This is a genomic window from Ruegeria sp. CDSA077, from assembly GCF_059612265.1.
This window is the reverse complement of record NZ_JBXWQG010000001.1, coordinates 261,378-279,701: the sequence shown is the minus strand read 5'-3', so window position 1 is coordinate 279,701 and position 18,324 is coordinate 261,378. Positions and strand designations below refer to the sequence as shown.

Annotated in this window: 16 protein-coding genes and 1 pseudogene; 9 read left to right on the top strand and 8 right to left on the bottom strand. The window is 55.1% G+C overall.

The features are described 5' to 3' along the window. Nucleotides 1-55 precede the first annotated feature (55 nt). Complete coding sequence (locus AC2FLE_RS01425; protein ID WP_496694838.1) at nt 56-1,087, bottom strand: hypothetical protein; 1,032 nt, start codon at nt 1,085-1,087, stop codon at nt 56-58. Between the two features lie 251 nt (nt 1,088-1,338). Here AC2FLE_RS01425 and cobT point away from each other — a divergent pair, with 251 nt between their 5' ends. The 3 genes from cobT (at nt 1,339) to AC2FLE_RS01410 (ending at nt 5,458) form a co-directional block, all read left to right on the top strand. Further along, the gene (cobT, locus tag AC2FLE_RS01420) at nt 1,339-3,216 is read left to right on the top strand and encodes a cobaltochelatase subunit CobT (protein WP_142634986.1); all 1,878 of its coding nucleotides are present in this window, start codon (nt 1,339-1,341) and stop codon (nt 3,214-3,216) included. A 53-nt stretch (nt 3,217-3,269) separates the two neighbouring features. Then, nucleotides 3,270-5,051, top strand: coding sequence for an aminopeptidase P family protein (locus AC2FLE_RS01415; protein ID WP_496694837.1), 1,782 nt, complete (start codon nt 3,270-3,272; stop codon nt 5,049-5,051). A gap of 65 nt (nt 5,052-5,116) precedes the next feature. Then, nucleotides 5,117-5,458: a DUF427 domain-containing protein gene (locus AC2FLE_RS01410; protein WP_142634990.1), complete on the top strand. Its 342-nt coding sequence runs from the start codon at nt 5,117-5,119 to the stop codon at nt 5,456-5,458. 340 nt (nt 5,459-5,798) lie between these two features. Here AC2FLE_RS01410 and AC2FLE_RS01405 read toward each other — a convergent pair whose 3' ends face one another. The 7 genes from AC2FLE_RS01405 to AC2FLE_RS01375 form a co-directional block, all read right to left on the bottom strand. Further along, nucleotides 5,799-6,080 (bottom strand): hypothetical protein, encoded by a 282-nt coding sequence (locus tag AC2FLE_RS01405; protein ID WP_282021446.1) that lies wholly within the window; start codon nt 6,078-6,080, stop codon nt 5,799-5,801. A gap of 119 nt (nt 6,081-6,199) precedes the next feature. Then, nucleotides 6,200-6,412 carry a hypothetical protein gene (locus AC2FLE_RS01400; RefSeq protein ID WP_496694836.1) on the bottom strand — a complete coding sequence of 71 codons (213 nt, stop codon included), beginning with the start codon at nt 6,410-6,412 and terminating at the stop codon, nt 6,200-6,202. Nucleotides 6,413-6,460: 48 nt separating this feature from the next. Continuing rightward, nucleotides 6,461-7,582, bottom strand: coding sequence for an alanine/ornithine racemase family PLP-dependent enzyme (locus AC2FLE_RS01395; protein ID WP_496694835.1), 1,122 nt, complete (start codon nt 7,580-7,582; stop codon nt 6,461-6,463). Next, nucleotides 7,579-8,778 (bottom strand): N-acetyltransferase DgcN family protein, encoded by a 1,200-nt coding sequence (locus AC2FLE_RS01390; protein WP_496694834.1) that lies wholly within the window; start codon nt 8,776-8,778, stop codon nt 7,579-7,581. The genes AC2FLE_RS01395 and AC2FLE_RS01390 overlap by 4 nt, the downstream gene beginning before the upstream one ends. Nucleotides 8,779-8,861: 83 nt before the next feature. Next, nucleotides 8,862-9,701, bottom strand: coding sequence for a hypothetical protein (locus tag AC2FLE_RS01385; RefSeq protein ID WP_496694833.1), 840 nt, complete (start codon nt 9,699-9,701; stop codon nt 8,862-8,864). Further along, entirely contained in the window at nt 9,691-10,044 is a 354-nt protein-coding gene (locus tag AC2FLE_RS01380) for a hypothetical protein (protein ID WP_496694832.1), read from the bottom strand. The genes AC2FLE_RS01385 and AC2FLE_RS01380 overlap by 11 nt, the downstream gene beginning before the upstream one ends. Nucleotides 10,045-10,815: 771 nt before the next feature. After that, nucleotides 10,816-11,457 carry a cysteine hydrolase family protein gene (locus AC2FLE_RS01375; protein ID WP_281994901.1) on the bottom strand — a complete coding sequence of 214 codons (642 nt, stop codon included), beginning with the start codon at nt 11,455-11,457 and terminating at the stop codon, nt 10,816-10,818. Between the two features lie 145 nt (nt 11,458-11,602). Here AC2FLE_RS01375 and AC2FLE_RS01370 point away from each other — a divergent pair, with 145 nt between their 5' ends. The 6 genes and pseudogenes from AC2FLE_RS01370 to AC2FLE_RS01345 all read left to right on the top strand — a co-directional run bounded on the left by AC2FLE_RS01370 (nt 11,603) and on the right by AC2FLE_RS01345 (nt 18,313). Next, nucleotides 11,603-12,451 carry a MurR/RpiR family transcriptional regulator gene (locus AC2FLE_RS01370; protein WP_496694831.1) on the top strand — a complete coding sequence of 283 codons (849 nt, stop codon included), beginning with the start codon at nt 11,603-11,605 and terminating at the stop codon, nt 12,449-12,451. Continuing rightward, nucleotides 12,448-13,752 (top strand): glutamine synthetase family protein, encoded by a 1,305-nt coding sequence (locus AC2FLE_RS01365; RefSeq protein ID WP_496694830.1) that lies wholly within the window; start codon nt 12,448-12,450, stop codon nt 13,750-13,752. Before AC2FLE_RS01370 ends, AC2FLE_RS01365 begins: the two co-directional genes overlap by 4 nt. After that, a pseudogene (locus AC2FLE_RS01360) lies at nt 13,752-14,521 on the top strand (Rossmann-fold NAD(P)-binding domain-containing protein). The gene AC2FLE_RS01365 and the pseudogene AC2FLE_RS01360 overlap by 1 nt, the downstream one beginning before the upstream one ends. Further along, nucleotides 14,518-15,288, top strand: a complete 771-nt coding sequence (locus AC2FLE_RS01355; RefSeq protein WP_496694829.1) for an N-formylglutamate amidohydrolase — start codon at nt 14,518-14,520, stop codon at nt 15,286-15,288. Before AC2FLE_RS01360 ends, AC2FLE_RS01355 begins: the two are co-directional and overlap by 4 nt. After that, entirely contained in the window at nt 15,285-17,165 is a 1,881-nt protein-coding gene (locus AC2FLE_RS01350; protein ID WP_496694828.1) for a branched-chain amino acid ABC transporter ATP-binding protein/permease, read from the top strand. Before AC2FLE_RS01355 ends, AC2FLE_RS01350 begins: the two co-directional genes overlap by 4 nt. Further along, complete coding sequence (locus tag AC2FLE_RS01345) at nt 17,162-18,313, top strand: ABC transporter substrate-binding protein (RefSeq protein ID WP_496694827.1); 1,152 nt, start codon at nt 17,162-17,164, stop codon at nt 18,311-18,313. Before AC2FLE_RS01350 ends, AC2FLE_RS01345 begins: the two co-directional genes overlap by 4 nt. The last annotated feature ends 11 nt before the right edge of the window (nt 18,314-18,324 follow it).

The window sequence follows — 18,324 nt, the reverse complement described above, 5'->3', positions numbered from 1 at the left end:
AGGCTTTCGGAAGCTCTGGCAGGGCCACATCATCAAAAGCTACGAAAGCTAGCCTTTATGCATTATTGGCCAAATGTGCCTGTGCAACTTCTTGAGCCGCACCTGGAGCCAGCAGTCCATCGTCGTCAAGTTTCCAGATTCCAATGTGATTGTCACAGAATTCGCGAAGATGACCGCGTTTACTGACGTCTTCCGCCAATTTGGTTAAACTATCCGCCGCTTCTGTAAAGTTATGCATGGCATAATCATCAAAGTCCTGGGTTTTCCACGGCCGATCATCGCCGAAATGAAACGTCAGACTGACATTCTTGAGCATCAGCATTCGTTTCGAGTGCGCAGCGAGATTGAATAGCATTGGCTGTATGACCCCAGACATCCCGAGGCAGGAATCTGTGCGAACAAATTGATCGAAAACTTCTTTGGAAAAAACAAAGCAGTCGAAACCCGGATGCTGCATACCAACCTCGCCCATAGACAGGGGGTCATGGGAAAACCCATGCGCATCGCCAAATGTCCGGCGATTGATCGTGATGGCATCGAAACCACCCGCAATAAGCTGACGTACCGCGCCATAAAAATAGGGCTGAAGACAAATATCTGCATTAGTGTAGATTATAAAATCTCCGGGTTTAGCAACGGATGCACCCTTTTCCAGAATATCAAACAAAAGTGGCAAAGGCCGAGGAATTCGAAACGTTCCGACATCCAGAACCGTGCGTTCCAGTTTTGTCGCAACTTGCAGGCCGAAATGGGCCTGAATCAGATCTTCGTCCCCATGCACCGGAACCTGCACCAATGTTGTTTCACCTTCACCAGCCAACGGATCTGATTTGGCAGTCACCATGCTATCCAACGTAGCGCGCTGCACATCATTCATCGCTCCGTCGAAAGAAAAGAAATTGACGATATGCACCAGGTTGATTGGGTCAGGATCTTTGTATTTGGGATCGAAAACGTGAACTATCTCACTCAGCGGCGTTGAGGGTGACTGACAGAAAACATTCTCGGCTAGCCAGCCGGAGGGCTGTAATTCTATGGTCTGTCTTTTGATCCCGAACAATTTTCGAAATTGTCTTCTGAGTCCCATAAAACCGTCCCAAACAAATAACTATATCACGCGTTCGTGTACCGTTCGTTTTGCATTGTACTGACGGAAAAGTCACCCCCAGTTAGAATCACAGGCCACGCAGAAGCCAGGCGTTGCCCCTTTTCTACAGGTCCGGCGTTTATGCAATTCGGGCGTGCCGCTGATTACCCGGAAAACAAGGCCGACCCTATGGTCAAGACCTATGATTGGCTCTAGGTTGCCCGAGTAGAACAAGACCGGACCTGCCACCGATGAGCAAACCCAAAGACAACCCCGCTGATCCGTTCAAGAAAGCTCTGGCCGAAGCCACCAAAGTGATGGCCGACGATCCGGAACTTACGGTGAGCTATACGGTCGACCCGTCGGGCCTGTCGGGTGAGTCGATGCGGTTGCCTCAGGTCTCGCGGCGCATGACGCGGGAAGAGGTTCTGTTGGCGCGCGGGACCGCGGATGCTTTGGCTTTGCAGCGACGCTATCACGATGATGCTACTCATAATCGCTATGCGCCTCCGGGTGACATGGCCCGCGATCTGTACGAGGCGATGGAGGTGGCCCGGTGCGAAGCGATGGGTGCACGGGACATGCCAGGCACTGCGTCCAACATCGACGTCAAGATCGGGCACGAAGCGATCCGGCGTGGGTATGATCAGTGCAAACAGCCAGCTGACGCGCCTCTTTCGGTGGCCGCCGGCTATCTGATCCGGCATCTGGCCACTGGTCGCGACCTGCCGCCTGCGGCTGACAATGTCATGAACCTGTGGCGCGGGTTTATCGAAGATCAGGCAGGGGGCGTACTGGAGAACCTTGACGAGGTGCTTTCGGACCAGGCCGAATTCGCCAAGTTTGCACGCCAGATGATCAAGGATCTGGGCTATGGCGATCAGCTGGGCGATGACCCGGATGAGCTGGACGAAGATCAGGAAGATCAGGCCGAAGACGACGCCGAAGAACAGCCCGACCCCGACAGCACTGGTCAGGATGATCAGGACGAACAGGACGCGGATGCGACCCCTGAGCAGTCACAGGAAGAACAGCAGGATCAGTCTCAGGCCCAAGTCTCCATGGATGAGATGGCCGAGGATGAAATGGGAGAAGAGGCCGAGATGCCCGAGGGCGAGGCCCCGCTGGAGCCGCCTGCCCCTCCGCCTGCATCCGATGCTGATCCCGACTATAAGGTCTACCTGAGCACCCATGACGAAGAGATCGCCGCCGAGGATCTGGCGGAGCCCGCTGAGCTGGAACGCCTTCGGGCCTATCTGGATCAACAGCTAGAACCGTTGAAAGGCGCCGTCAGCCGTTTGGCCAACAAATTGCAGCGCCGGTTGCAGGCGCAACAGAACCGCAGCTGGGAGTTCGACCGCGAAGAAGGCATACTGGACGCGGGCCGTCTGGCGCGTGTTGTTGCAAGCCCAACCACACCGCTGAGCTTTAAGGTCGAGAAGGACACTGAGTTCCGCGATACGGTGGTGACGCTGCTGTTGGATAATTCGGGCTCGATGCGCGGGCGACCTATTTCGATCGCGGCGATCTGCGCGGATGTTCTGGCACGCACGCTGGAACGCTGCAACGTCAAGGTTGAGATTCTGGGCTTTACCACGCGAGCGTGGAAAGGCGGACTGGCGCGTGAGGCCTGGCTGAACGATGGCCGTCCACAGCAGCCCGGTCGCCTGAACGACCTTCGCCATATCATCTACAAAGGCGCAGATGCCCCGTGGCGACGCGCCCGGCCCAATCTGGGGCTGATGATGAAAGAAGGTCTGCTGAAGGAAAATATCGACGGCGAGGCGCTGGAATGGGCGCATCGCCGGATGACGGCAAGGCGCGAGCAGCGCAAGATTTTGATGGTAATCTCGGACGGGGCGCCGGTCGATGATTCAACGCTCAGCGTGAACCCAGCAAACTATCTGGAAAAGCACCTGCGCGATGTGATCGGGATGGTCGAAAAGCGCAAGATGGTGGAATTGCTTGCCATCGGCATCGGCCATGACGTGACCCGGTATTACGACCGCGCCGTGACCATCACGGATGTCGAGCAACTGGCCGGAGCCATGACTGAGCAACTGGCCGCTCTGTTTGACAGTGATCCGCGCGCACGAGCACGGGTGATGGGAATGAAGAGAGTAGGCTGAATCGCCTTTTCCATAACATGGCGTCGCGCGCTCCAAACTGATAGAGGTATGACATGTTTCAGTCCTTCGCCGTGACCGCACGGCCGGAACAGGGCCCGCCCCGGCTGGCCGATCTGCGGACCGAATTGGCACGCGACGGGTTGGACGGTTTCTTGGTCCCGCGCGCGGATGTGCATCAAGGCGAGTATGTGGCCCCGCGCGACGAACGGCTTGCCTGGCTGACCGGGTTCACAGGTTCGGCCGGGTTCTGCGTGGTTTTGGCAGATAAGGCCGGCGTCTTCATTGACGGACGTTATCGCACGCAGGTCAAAGCGCAGGTCGCCGCCGATTACACACCTGTTCCATGGCCCGAGGTCAGCCTTGCCGCGTGGCTAAAGGAACAACTCCCGCAGGGTGGTCGGGTTGGCTTTGATCCGTGGCTACATTCGGCGGGTCAGATCGCGAAAACGCAGACCGACCTTGAAGGCCGCGATATTACACTGGTGCGCAGCGACAATCTGGTGGACCGGGTTTGGCGGGATCAACCCGATCCACCAATGAACCCGGTAAAGCTGCACCCGATCGAATTCGCGGGCGAAAGCGCAGACAGCAAAATCGCGCGTCTGGCGCAGTCCCTGCAGGACGCGGGCTGTAGCGCAGCGGTGATTACCCTGCCCGATTCGATCATGTGGTTGTTGAACATTCGGGGCTCCGATATCGGGTACAACCCGGTGGCGCATGGGTTTGCTATACTGCATGCGGATGGCCGCGTGGATCTGTTCATGGCGCACCAAAAGCTGAACGTGGCGATGGCCGATTCAGTCACAGTTCATGCGCCGGACACGTTTTTGACGGCTGTCGCAGCGCTTGACGGTAAGGTTCAGGTTGATCTTGGTACGCTGCCACAGGCAGTGGCCGATGTGCTAGAGGGGCAGATGGTCGATGGCGGCGACCCTTGTGCGCTGCCCAAAGCCTGCAAGAACCCTGCCGAAATCGCAGGCAGTGCCGAGGCACATCTGCGCGATGCTGTCGCTGTGATCGAAACGCTATGCTGGCTGGATGCGCAAGCCGCTGGCAATGTTACGGAAACGCAGATGGTCACTCGGCTTGAGGAGAACCGGCGCAAGGATAATGCCCTGCAGGATATCTCGTTCGATACGATTGCAGGGACAGGACCCAATGGCGCGATCATGCATTACCGGGTGACCGAGGAAACCGACAGCCTGCTGCAAGACGGTCATATCTTGGTGCTGGACAGCGGCGGACAATATTTGGATGGCACGACTGATATCACCCGGACCATTGCTATCGGCAATGTGGGTGAAGAAGAAAAAGCCTGCTTTACTCGCGTGCTGAAAGGCATGATCGCCATGTCTATGCTGCGCTGGCCTGCCGGGTTGGCTGGACGTGATATCGAATCCGTGGCGCGTATGCCCCTATGGGCAGCGGGTCAGGACTTTAATCACGGTGTCGGGCACGGCGTCGGTGCCTATCTGAGTGTGCATGAGGGCCCTCAGCGTCTGTCCAAAGCCAGCCATGAGCCCTTGCTGCCGGGCATGATCTTGTCGAATGAACCGGGTTACTACCGCGAAGGCGCCTTTGGAATCCGGATTGAAAACCTTTTGGTGGTGCAGTCTGCCGCTACCCTGCCAAGTGGTGACGCGGAACGTCCCATGTTGGATTGGCGCACATTGACCTATGTCCCTATCGACCGACGCTTGGTTCTGACCGATATGCTGACGGCAGTCGAACGCGACTGGCTGAACGCATATCACCGCGAAGTTGCCGAAAAAGTTCGACCAAGGCTGGGAGATGACGCCCAACTATGGTTGGATGCCGCAACCGCACCGATCTGACACCGCATCGTTACATATACCGGGCAGTGGACAAGCGGGAAACCGGACCAGAGGAAAGAGCAAAGATGACCGAGATCACCATTCGCAAGACACCAGGCAAATGGAGCGTCCGTTCAGGAGGCGCCATTCTGGGTGAAACCACAAATGCTCTGGAATTGCTCGAGGGCGATCTTGATCCGGTCATCTATTTCCCTCGTACCGATATCGCGATGGCATTTCTGGATGTTACCGACAAGGTCACGCAGTGCAAACACAAGGGCCAAGCCACGCATTTTTCGATCGTCAACAAATCCTCGGTCACTGAAAACGCTGCTTGGAGCTATGAAGACCCGATCCATTCTGCCTTAGACATCAAAGGCCATGTTGCCTTCTACCCGCTTGATTCCGTGAAGGTCGAACAAATCTGACGTATGTCCCAGATGCGCAATACCTCTACTCAATCTAGTTGTTGCACAATATGAAAGGCCAGATCGCTTTGGCCTTCACGTCAAAATCTGGCTCGAAGTAAGAGAACGATCCTTTACGCTGGATACCACGAAAGTATCAAACGAGCCCGACCTGCACCTTGGGATTTCTCGCTGCGCCTACACTAAAAACTGCTTTTTTCCGGTATTCATGGCGCAGTTTCTTGGCAAAACCCACGCCCAAAATGGTCTGTTTTTCTGGCACCAAATAGATTTACTTTTTGTCGATCTAATGCCGCAATTAATGTGAGTTTAGAGAGTTAAACTGAAGCCTGCTCAAGATCTAAAACTCATCAAATTCCGGAACATTTCCAAGCCTAATGATGAAACTCGGCGCCCCGACCTCGCCACTGTTCGGGTCCTCACTGACCATGTAGGCATCAGCGCCAGCGCAATCGTCGGATAGCGCTTCCCTTTCTGCTCTGTTTTGTGCCTCTGCCGCCGTGGAATATTCAAATTGCTTGCCAATTTTCAAGCTTCCTTGCCCTCCGCGACCGGGCTTGTTTTCCACATATGTCTGGCAGATATAGTGAATTTTTTCTGAGCTCTCATCTGAGATTGTCATGGCAGTATCCGTAAAATGAGTATGGGTGCGATTGATGTATGCGAAAAACAATGCTCGCTAGCCGCTTTGTTCGTGTTTCGATCATTCAAGTCGCGCAAAAAGAAGGGGCGACAATCCTGTCACCGCTTTTTGACGGGCTTCGGCGGACAGGCTTCAGATATTGTATTCGCATCCCTTTCGAGCCGAGTTTTGCGGAGCCGGGCATTCTTGATCTGTCTTTGCTCTGCTTCTTCGTTGACCATTTCTCTAACGATCCGCGTTGTTTTGTCCATCGGTGTTTCCGCCTTGGGAACGTGTGCATTGAAGACAGTTTTTTTTGTCAGCTTTGCCAATGGTTATTCTCCTAACCGTTTTCAACGGTGCATTTATCAGTTGAGTGTTCAAATCGATGCCAGGTGATTGCCTGATCCTTGAGAGACATGCGCGTGTCGTGAATGACTACCACGGAGCAGCTTTGTCTTAACGTCAGGAGCGGACATAGCATTCATCAATGCACTATAGTTCATTTGGAACTTCATTTCCGATCCTACGCTTTGCGTCGAATGGTAAGTGCCAACGACAAGATGATCGCTTGTTGCACCGATAAACCTGTATCCAGGGGGCATCGAAAGCCCCAAAATGTCCGTATCTTGCTGACCAACGGCCAGAATTATTTGTGTGCTCTGTCCGCTTTTCGGGACGAGGTGAAGTCTTTTGAATACCGGATCGCAGATGCTCTGAGGGTGAGATGCAGGTTTGGACCCTGTTTCAATTACCTCAGCGACAAGCGTGAATGCATCCGTATACATCCCGCCTATCTGATCTCCGGAAACCGGATCAACGCCCAGAAGTATTGCTTCCCCCAGCCTTAGATCATTGATGCGACAAGCTGGGTGTCCGCCGAGGGCCCAAGGAAGGTTGGCCGAGTTTCCGCCAGATACCGTGTGAAGGAAGGGACCACACTGCCCCTCTGTTTCATTCGCTAGGTCAGATAGGGCCTCCATATCTGCAGCATTCGGGGCAATCCCCCCCAGACATGCAAAGTTCGCTCCGATGCCTTTCAGCGTAACACCGGGCATGTCCACCACTTGCTGTGCAACTGAGCCGAGGTCTTTTGGCATGATCCCTTCGCGCAGATCGCCCATCTCAACCATCAGGATAATGCCGTGAATGCAGTCTTTCCGGATCGCGGCGGCGGCCAGAGCGGTAATCACGAGGATTTCTGTATTGTAGCTCGCCTCACAGTATTGGATGACCTGATCGACCTGGCTCAGCGTTGGTGTACGGATCAATGTGATCGGGCATGTCATGCCCGCGTTGCGTAACCTTCGCACGTTACTAAGCCGCGCTTCCGCAAGCCCCACAGCGCCGCCGTCGAGCATAGCCTGAGCGATGGCTGGATGCCCGCACACTGCCTTGGTCACACCGGTGACACCGATGCCGCGTGTCTTGAGGCGCTCGACAACAGTCTTCGCATTGTGACGTATCTTGCTCAGATGCACCTCAATGCGAGGGGTACTCATATCGCAGCCACGGGTGTCGAGTGATGTAACCCAGGATAAGCGGCAACAACCATTGCAAGCAAATGCGAAGCCGGCCGGCTGAGTACATCCGTTACCGGCAGCCCGAGTATTTGTGACTGTGCGGCGATCGTGTCGGTTACTTCGGCCTCGGACATCCCCTCATGATTGAGCGTGACACCAATGACCTTTGTGTCAGCAAATGCTTCGATAAGGGCAATCTCACTTGCAGGCTTGGGCATCGGCATATTGGGAAAGTCACAGCGATGCGCGCGCTTTGGAGCGTGCTGGAGGATTACGGCGTCCGGCTGGCTGCCCCGCAGGATAAAGGCGGATGTGCAGAACGCCGGATGGCTCAACGCTCCTTGACCTTCGATCAATATGACATCGGGTCGTTCAACCTCGGATGCGTCAACAATCGCGCCTTCAAGTTCGCCGCAACAGAACTGCGGTGGTACGGCATCCATTGCCACCCCATATTTTGCACCCTGCATCAAACCTGTCTGGCCGGTACCAACAAGGACAGTCTTGATGCCTCTTGCGTTCAAAGCACGGGCCAATACGGTCGCTGTTGTCCGTTTTCCAATGGCGCAGTCGGTCCCAAGAACCGCTATGCGCAGTGCTTTCACACCTGCAATACTTCCATCGAACAGGCGCATATCCTTGCTGGGTTTAGGTTTGCGAATATCTCGGATGGTGACTTTGCGTTCGGCCGCAAAAGAGGCGATTTCTGGATCATCGCCCAGATACTCATGCAATCCACTGACGATGTTCATACCAAGTGATATCGCGTCGAGAACAACGTCACGATCTGTCGATGAGAGCCTGCCCGTAGATGGTGCCATCCCGTAAATGAGGGTATCTGGGATTACGGCTTCATGGACAACAGCAGCGTCCAGACTTCTGAAGACCGGAATGTGGTTTACAGTATCGTCAAGAACCAACCCGCTGTCTTTGCCGTCGTGATCGCTATCTATGACAGACAGGATCCTATAGGCCTCTGAATGGCGAACGAGGCCATTTGCAGTTTTGCCATCCGCCTTGGCAAAGTTACCTTGGCAATAGACAATCGCAGTTGGCGGCAAGATGATCTGAGTGGCAGAAGTTGATCTTATGGGTTCGTCGCTGGTAAATGGCGGCGCCTGCGCCCCGCTAACAGGACGACGGATCGTGTTTGCCACGTTAAAGTCGGTTTTCATGATGTTTCCTTTGTGTGGTCGACACCCAAGGCAACACGGTCGTCACCATCGGATACCAAAGTCGAAATAGTCGCGCCGCGCGCTCAGTTATCGAGAACGCACAGGCCTTTAGATGACTTGAAATTCTTGTTGCAGTTCCAACGGTTTCCGGACCTGTCAAGATGGGCATTCGCAGGAATCTCTATTGTTTCGCAATTCACACCTGAGGTCGCGTATCCCCGCTCGCACTTCCATCCCGTGCCGTACGTTGCATCGTCCAAGTAGGCATGTTCAGGGATCACGACGGCCGCGCACGTGCCATCCTGTACAAAATATCCACGTTCACATGTCCAGGGTTGGCCGTATCCTGATGAATTCAAATACGCGTTGGCCGGGACCACAATGGCGACGCAACGGTCGTCCAATGCTTCGAACCCACGTTTGCATTCCCACGCGGGTCCATAGGTCGTATCAGCCAGATAAGCGTTTGCGGGTACGACGATTTCTTGGCACGTGTCATCGATTTTGAGAAAACCGCGCGAGCAATGCCAACGTTCACCTGATGAATCAAGGAATCCGCCATCGGGTACAATCACCGCAACACAGGTCGCTTCATCGTTCTCGCGAAAACCATGAAGACATTCCCAACCTAAACCATAGGTACGGTTGGTCGGATAGGCATTTGCTGGCACTATAACAGCCGCGCAGACGTCGCCACTCAACCTATACCCGGCGTTACATTTCCAACCGTCACCGTAACTCGTTGCAGTGGCATTTTCTGGCACCGATTGCGATGTAGATTGAGAGAATGCAGGCATCGAAAATAAAAGCAAAGCACCGAGTGTAAACCCGATCAGCGCCGCACTCATCTGAATGCCTAGTAACAGATTTGCGCGCCAAGTCGTCCGAAAGAGTTGCGGCATTGCCTTTGCCTTATGATCCATCCAGCTCAAGCCCCGCGATACAGGCATCTGCGAGGTCGCGGCTTGGCGAATCTGACCCCGGCAGTGTTGCCCAACCTGTATCCATCATGGCCTTGCGGCGGTTGAAGCCAGAGGCCTCTTGCAGTGTTTCGATTATTTCTTCGCGCTTGGGATCAGCGGTTGACCTGTTCAGGCAGACCGGCACCATCGCAAGCGTTACTTCTTCGCTTGCATGGTCTTTCGCCAACTCTTGAGCGCTGCCGCTGGTTGTCCATCCGCCCCAGGTAAAGCCAAGGATTGAGACCGCAATCGCACCACACAAAGCACCGTAGATGCCTGGTTTCGTCCATTCTGGAAATGTCATTTTAGTTCCTCTGGCGGAGAAAGCGCCGCCTCGCTGTTTTATGTCTTTCTGCGCAATCTTGATCTTGCGCCCAGGCCATTCTCAGGACGCGATGGTCGATAGGCGCAGTTCTTGCCTATCGGAAGCTCATTTGATCAACGGTTGCGTTGTGGTTTATTGGCAAGCCATCGGTGCGTCTGATCACCACAAACGGATCAACTAACGTCACAAGCGATGTGGTCGTGCGCGATAACATCGGCAACTTTCCCAAACATCATATCCAAGTAGAGGACGTGACAGCTGAATTTTCATGATGGAAGAACTTAGTTCACTCTAGCAGGCGATACGCCAGGGCTGCAGAAAACCAGAACTTTAGTGGTCTCTATATAACCACTTGGAGACGCAATTACAACGCTCGTGGCCTTACCGCTGTTCCCAAGGCCCCGATACCGATCAAAAAATTGGTTTCAACCTGGCATTTGCTTTGTGTATCGGCAAATCCGTGACCACTTATGTAGCCTTTTTAGTATGTCACTCTGAAACTGGCATTCGCTGCATCAAGGAAAACATGTGGTGAGGGCAGATAATGCTTGGACGTTTTACCGAAAAGTGTGGGTTTGTCTCTGATCTCACATGCTGTTTTGAGTGTGCCTCGTCAATATTTCTGAGCGATTTTTTGGATGATGACAGGTTGAACTGACGCGCAGGGGAAAATCGGAATTTGGCGAGAAAACGGGTGTGGGTAACGCCTGAGACGCGCCGTCAAACGGATCGGCTGGGCGCCTCACCGACCTAGCCACGACCTATTTCGTCAAGCAATTCGGCTGTCGTCACCTGACGGCAGTAGCCTTTGATCGTTTGCAGGGAATTGTCGTGACGCTCTTGCGTGTAGGTCATGCAGGCATCCGTCACTTGGGTGACCAGATAGCCCAGATCACAGGCATCGCGAATTGCGCTTTCGACGCATTGATCGGTCACGATCCCTGCCAGCACCAATTGCTTTATGCCGAGATTGCGAAGCACGTAATCTATGTGGGTCGAGACAAAGACTGAGGAGGAAGATTTTGGAAACACGATCTCATCATCGGCTGGTGCCAGTTCGTCGATCACCTTGCCGTCCCAGGATCCTTTGGGCACGTTGAAGCCCGTGATTTTGTAATCCAGAGATCTGTCGCGCCCGTCTTTGGTCAGACTTTCAATCGTTGTGTAAAGAACCTCGATTCCTGCCGCGCGAAATCCCTTTTGCAAGGCTTGCATATTAGGTACGATACGGGATTTCAGCTGCTCAAAAAACCAGCCAAACTTTGCGTCAAAATCGGCATTTGTCAGCCCTTCGAATTCAGCACCATCCCTGTGGGCTGCAAAGTTCTGCACGTCAATAAACAGCAATCCCGATTGGTCATGTTCTAGTGGAAGATCGCGGGTCAATTCCATGTCTGTCTCTGCTTTCAAATGTTTGCCCAAGAGGTCTAATTTTATGAATGAGGGCGATCATGACGTCCATACTAAAGGAAAATAAAATTCCAAAGTCAATTCAATTTAGATTGACAGAAAATATTTTTCCACCACCATATAGCGCATGTTGATCAGAGACCGCATCGAAAACGCAGCCGATATGCTAACCAGCGGAGAGCGCAAACTTGCTGCAGCTATCCTGTCGGATTACCCATTTGCTGGCCTTTCCTCGATCCAGGAGCTGGCAAAACACGCCGAGGTGTCACCGCCTTCAATCTCACGGTTTGTTACCAAGATTGGACTTGATGGATATCAGGATTTCCAACGTGATCTTATCGCGGAATTGAAAGATGGGCACCGCTCGCCTGTTCAACTCCACCAGGCGGAACGGCCCGTTCATGGGGGATATCTGAAGGACTTTATTTCCAAATCGGCCAGCCAGATGGCCATGGCGGCTGATGCGATCACCGAAGATCAGTTTAACCAGATCTGCACCCTTCTGACCGACCCGAAACGCAGCGTTTACGTGCTGGGTGGCCGGATCAGCGATACGATCGCCAAGCATCTTTCGTTCCACCTGCGTCAGATCCGCAAGGATGTGTTTCATCTGCCTGATACGCCTGAAGGCTGGCCAGAATATCTGTTGCGGATGCGGCCCGGGGATATCCTATATGCTGTTGATTTTCGCCGCTACCAACCGGCGCTGGAGCAGCTGTCGCTTGTTGCCTCACGCGATCGGAATGCCCGTGTGATCCTGATGACGGACAAATGGATTTCACCGATTGCCAAACACGCCCATGAGGTCATGCCGGTGCCAATTGATAGCGGCACCTTATGGGATACTTACTCAGCGGCTCTCTCGGTGACCGAGGCCATCGTGACGCGGATCGCCGAGGACAACTGGGATCAGACCCGAGACCGTATCAAGGCCTGGGATGCTTTGCGCTTTACTCAAGAGGAAAATGAAAAATGACCCTGCCGCTAATTTTTGCTGCCATATCCGATGTTGCCGGAAAGGTGCGCGGCAAAGCCTTTCCCGCTGATCAGTTGGAAAAACGGCTGGTGCGGGGGGTCGGCTGGACCCCTACCAATGTGCAGATCACCTGTTTCGACATAATCGCTGACAGCCCGTTCGGCGCGCTAGGTGATTTGCTTTTGATTCCCGATGCAAACGCAGAGGCCCGGGCGACATTTGGAGATGTGACCGAGCATTTCCTGATGGGCGATGTCGTCACGCTTGACGGGGATCCTTGGGCCTTTTGTACGCGCGCTATCCTCAAATCCGCGCTGAAGCGCCTGCATGATGTAGCAGGCGTTCATCTGATCTCGGCGTTCGAGCACGAGTTTCAACTGAAAAGCCCACCGGCGGTGGAAAATCAGGGATACGGACGCGAAGGGTTCGAGATTCAGCGGAAGCTTTGCGAAGTGCTGATGGCGACACTCGCCGAAAACGGGCTTGAACCAGACAGTATCATGAAGGAATTCGGCCCCAATCAATACGAGGTCGTTATCGGCCCTGCCAAAGGTGTGCGCTCGGCAGATGAGGCAGTAATCCTGCGCGAGCTTACTCGCTCGGCAGCGCGTCACCTGGGTGAGGCTGCAACCTTTACGCCAATCCGCGATGTGGCGAGCGTCGGCAATGGCGTTCATATCCACATGAGCTTTGTCGACGATGCCGGCGAGCCGGTCACATTTGATGCAAGCGGCCCCTGCGGGATGTCCAGACTTACTGATGGGTTCGCTGCTGGCGTGCTAAAATACCTGCCTAACATTCTGGCGCTAACGGCACCGTCTGTCGTGTCATACGAACGCCTTACTCCGCACCGGTGGTCGGCTGCGTATAACAATCTCGGGTTCCGAGACCGCGAGGCCTCGTTAAGGGTCTGCCCTGTGACGGCAAAGGACCCCGCTTCAATCGCCAGACAATTCAACATTGAATACCGCGCGGCGGATGCAGCGGCGTCGCCCTACCTGGCTTTGGCCGCTGTTGTACATGCTGGTGTTCAGGGGATCGAAGATGGGCTGAAAGCGCCCGCGCCGACCGAGGAAGACCTGTCGCTTCTGTCAGCGGATGATCTCACGGCGCGTGGTTTTGTACGCCTGCCCGAAACGCTTGAGGCCGCCCTTGAGGCGTTTCAGGCGGATACGACAGTCACCGGTTGGTTCGGACCAGATTTCGCGAGCGTCTACGCCGCCCATAAGGCTGCAGAAATCGACGCGGTAAAAGACCTGGACACAGCACAGAAATGCGCCGCGTATGAAGGAACATACTGATGAGTGCGCCCTCTGACAGAGCATTAGTTCCATTTGTCAGCGTCGAAAACATGCGGGACCTGGTCCACAAGCATGGCCTACGGGACTGCCTTGCGGAATTGGCCAATATGATCGAAGCCGATTTCAAACCCTGGCCGGTATTTGACAAAACACCGCGCGTTGCGTCCCATTCTAAGGCGGGTGTGATTGAACTGATGCCAAGCTCTGATGGTGTGGATCACACCTTCAAATCCGTGAACGGGCACCCATCGAACACCAAGGTCGGCCTGCAAACCCTAACCGCCGTTGGTGTGCTGGCCTCTGTTGATCCCGGCTATCCACAGCCCTTTTCTGAAATGACCCTTCTGACGGCGCTTCGCACGGTGGCAACATCGGCGATGGTGACGCGAATATTGGCCCCAAAATCAGCTAAAACCCCTGCGAGTATCGGCTACAGGATATTCTGATGCGCAATGATATTTCTGTAGAGTACCCAAAACAGACGCGCATCGAGGGCGATATCCAGCAACTCGACCCGGATCACGCGGTCAACGAACTGTGGCAGGTTCTAACCGGTTCTAAAAAGGGACGAACCTCCGAAGATCAGATCACGGTTTTTGATGGTGTTGGCTTTGTGGTCGAGGATTTCTCGGCCACACGCTGGCTGCATCAAAAAGCGACTGACGGCGCCCCAAGCAAAATGCTGGATCTGATTGCCGACCCGCACGATCCCAAGGATCTGCTCGGTATGATAAGACGATACACACACCGTGCGGTCCAAGCTGCATGAATTTGTGTACTCATACCTTATTGGGGCCGAACGATCCTGCGCCGATTGACGTCGTTAATGCGGATAGCACGTCGGAGATCGTGCTGCTGTGTGAGCATGCAGGCAATGCGGTCCCCGAGATGCTTGGAGATTTGGGCGTCCACCGCGACGTCATTGAAAGCCACCGCGGCTGGGACATTGGTGCCGAGGATGTAGCGCGCCAGTTGGCTGAACAGTTGAACGCGCCTCTCGTCGTCCAAAATTACTCACGGCTGGTATTTGACTGTAACCGTCCCCCTGACAGCCCCTTGGCGGTCCCTGCGATCAGCGACCAGGTTGAGGTGCCGGGGAACAGCGCGATCACCGAATTGAGCCGGGCCATGCGTGTCGATGAAATCTTTCGACCTATGGATGCAGAGTTGAATCGGCTCTTTGCCAACCGTCCGCGTCGTGCCGCGTTTTCGATCCATTCCTTTACACCGCATCTCGATGGCAAGGACCGGCCTTGGCAGGCAGGCTTTTTAAGCCGCGGTACAGGCGGTGCTGCCAAAGCATTGATGGCACATATCGCGCAGCTCCGCCCTGACATGACCTTTGCGTTGAACAAGCCCTATCAGATCGAAACTGAGGGCGATTGGTTTATTCCAGCGCATGCAGAACCCCGTGAGCTTGTGCATTGCCTGATTGAAATTCGAAACGATCAAATCCGCGAACAATCGCAAGTCGGGCTGTGGGCGGATCTGCTGGCAGACGCAATCCTTACAGCGGTAGGGGACATTCCCTCATGAGCATCGCCCCCCTTCATACACATCCCGGACGCTTGCGGGCGTCCAACTTGCTCCGGACGGCGGCGGCGGTTGCTGTGCTGCTGGCTGTGGTGCTTGGGCTGACGTTGATTTTTGGACGCACTGGCGAGCGGATTGCTGTACAGATGTGTGTCAATGTGGTCGCTGTAGTGGCCCTTGCGATTTATTGCGGCAACACGGGCATTGTGTCTTTCGGGCATGGCGCGTTTTTGGCGCTAGGCGCCTATCTGTCAGGCATTCTCACCATGCCTGCTGCTCTTCAACGTTCTGCCCTACCGGATCTACCGTCATTTCTGGCAGGCCATGAAGTAACGATCTGGGTGTCGCTGCCGGTGGTCGCCCTTGCGGGACTTGCCTTTGCAGCTCTAACCGGAAGCGCCATCGCTCGGCTTGTGGGTGCGTCTGCCACGATTGCCACGCTTGGCCTGCTGATCATCGCCCATGGCGTGGCCATCGCCGCACGCGAAATCACACGCGGCAGCCAGACGTTTTACGGTGTGCCAAGGGTGACAGATCTGGTTCTGGCCCTCGGCGCGGCCACGGTCGCAATCCTGCTGGCCCGTTGGTTTCGCGAAAGCCGTTTGGGCCTGTTTTCCCGCGCGGCCCGTGACGATGAGGATGCCGCAACAGCACTTGGCATCAATGCCCGACGCACAAGATTCATCGCTTGGTGTGCCTCTGGTACCATGGCGACAGTCGCGGGTGCACTTTACGGGCATATGCTGGGGGCATTTTCACCCGCATCCTTCTACCTTGGGCTCGTCTTTGCGCAGGTGGTCATGATGATTGTCGGCGGTATGTCATCGGTTGGCGGCGCAGTGGTCGGGGTGATCGCGGTGACGCTGCTGCAGGACACTGTGCGCCAGTTCGAAGGCGGCTCGACTGTGCTTGGCGTCACCTTGCCCGAGGTCTTTGGCCTGACGACGATTGTCCTGGGGCTTGCCATCCTGCTGGTGATCTGGGCGCGACCTCAGGGTCTGGTCGGAGGCTTTGAACTTGGCCCTGGCGCCGATGCAAATCTGCTCGCGCGCCTGAAGTCCCGAGTAACTCCTGCGCGCACGCCCGAGCCCGTCGTCCCAGCCACGCTGAAAGCATCAAACCTGTCAAAAAGTTTCGCAGGCGTCAAAGCCGTGAGAGACGTCAGTTTCGAAGCTCCGACTGGGCGCATCACTGGCCTGATTGGCCCCAACGGTGCTGGCAAGTCCACGCTTGTTAACTTGCTGACACGCGCCTATCAGGCGGACACCGGTTCTGCGCATATGGGCGAGGTTGATCTGACCCGTGTCGCGCATCACAAAGTGCCAGGCTTTGGTGTCTCGCGTAGCTTCCAGAACTTGCGCCTGTTCAGCGGTCTGACAGCCTACGAAAATGTTCTTGTTGCCGCTTTGGCCGCAGGTCACGACTGCAAGACTGCCGCGGCTATCACCCTGCGTGAACTGGATGCCTTTGATCTTGGGGAAGTCGCCGGGTATCGCGCCGACAGCCTGCCATATGGTGCCCGCAAGCGCCTGGAAATCGCCCGCGCTTTGGCACAAGACCCTAAGATTCTTTTACTGGATGAACCGGCCGCTGGCATGAATCCTGGCGAAACAGATGATCTGGCTGATCGGCTGATTAAGGTCGGCAAAACACGCGGCATCGGTGTCCTTCTGATCGATCATGACCTGAGGTTCGTGAACCGCCTGTCGGACTGGATCGTGGTGATGCACCAAGGTGGCGTCATCGCGCAAGGCACGCCTGAAGACGTGCGCGCAAATCCCAAAGTCATCGAGGCTTACATCGGCAAAGGGCGCACAGCCCAAAAAGCAGAAATTAGCGAAACCAACCGAAGTCAACCAACAGAGGTAGCAATAAAATGATACGTAATGCCCTTCTTCTTTCAACAGCAGTTATCACCGGCCTGGCTGGAACAGCGATGGCTGAGAGTTATAAAATCGGCGTAATGTCCGCGCAATCGGGCTATCTGGCCCCCTATGACGGACCCGCCTATGCCGGGTTCCAGTTCTGCATTGACGAAATGAACGCCAAGGGGGGCCTGAACGGCACAACACCGGTTGAGTTGATTGTGCGCGACACCCGGTCTGACATCGCCGAAGGCGTTAAAGTTGTACAGGAAATGATCGATGACGGCGCGCAGTTCATCGTGGCGTCAGCCGATGCCGATCCGACAATCGCCGCGGCCCAGATCACAGCGGCTGACAGCATCCCAACAATGACCTTTGCCGGAACAGCCCCGGTTCTGACGCAAGTCGGTGAACATGTCTTTGGCAGTTACCCCGCGGACAACCAACAGGCCGCCGTACTGGCAGGCCACGCACGCGAGCAAGGGTTCGAACGTGTCTGGCTCGTGAAATCCCCAGACAGTGCCTACACATTGGGTGGGCCCGAGTACTTTGGCGAGGCCTTCACATCGCTTGGTGGTGCCGTTGTCGGGGAAAGCAACTATTCGCTGAACCAGCCGGACTTTTCTGCCATCGTGACGACCATCAAGAATGCGGATACCACCCCGGACGTGATCGTCACATGGGCGTGGGAGCCTGATTTCCCGGCCTTCATCCGTGCGCTGCGGGGTGCCGGGATTGATACCCAGGTGATGGGAGGTGACGTACTCGATTCACCAACCGTACGCGGCCTTGGTGATGTCGTCACAGGCGTAACGCATACATCTGGTGGCTTCCCAGACGAAGGCTCTGCCTATGCCGATTTCATCACGCGGTTCTCTGCTGCAAAGGGGATCACGCCGGACAACAATTACTACGTAAATGGCTGCGATATTGCGCATATGATCGAGGATGCTGTCGCAGCGGCTGGCACGACAGACCCTGATGCCGTGACTGCCGCAATGGCCGGCATTGAGAATGGTGAGGGTATCATGTCCAACTTCACTTTCGCGGGGACCGACCGGATGCCTCTGCGTGATGTTGTGGTCGCACGGATTACCGATGCAGGCGAAAAAGAGTTTGTCCTGCGCACCTCAGCTGATCCCGCAATCCTGCCACAGCCGTAAGGTCTGAACCC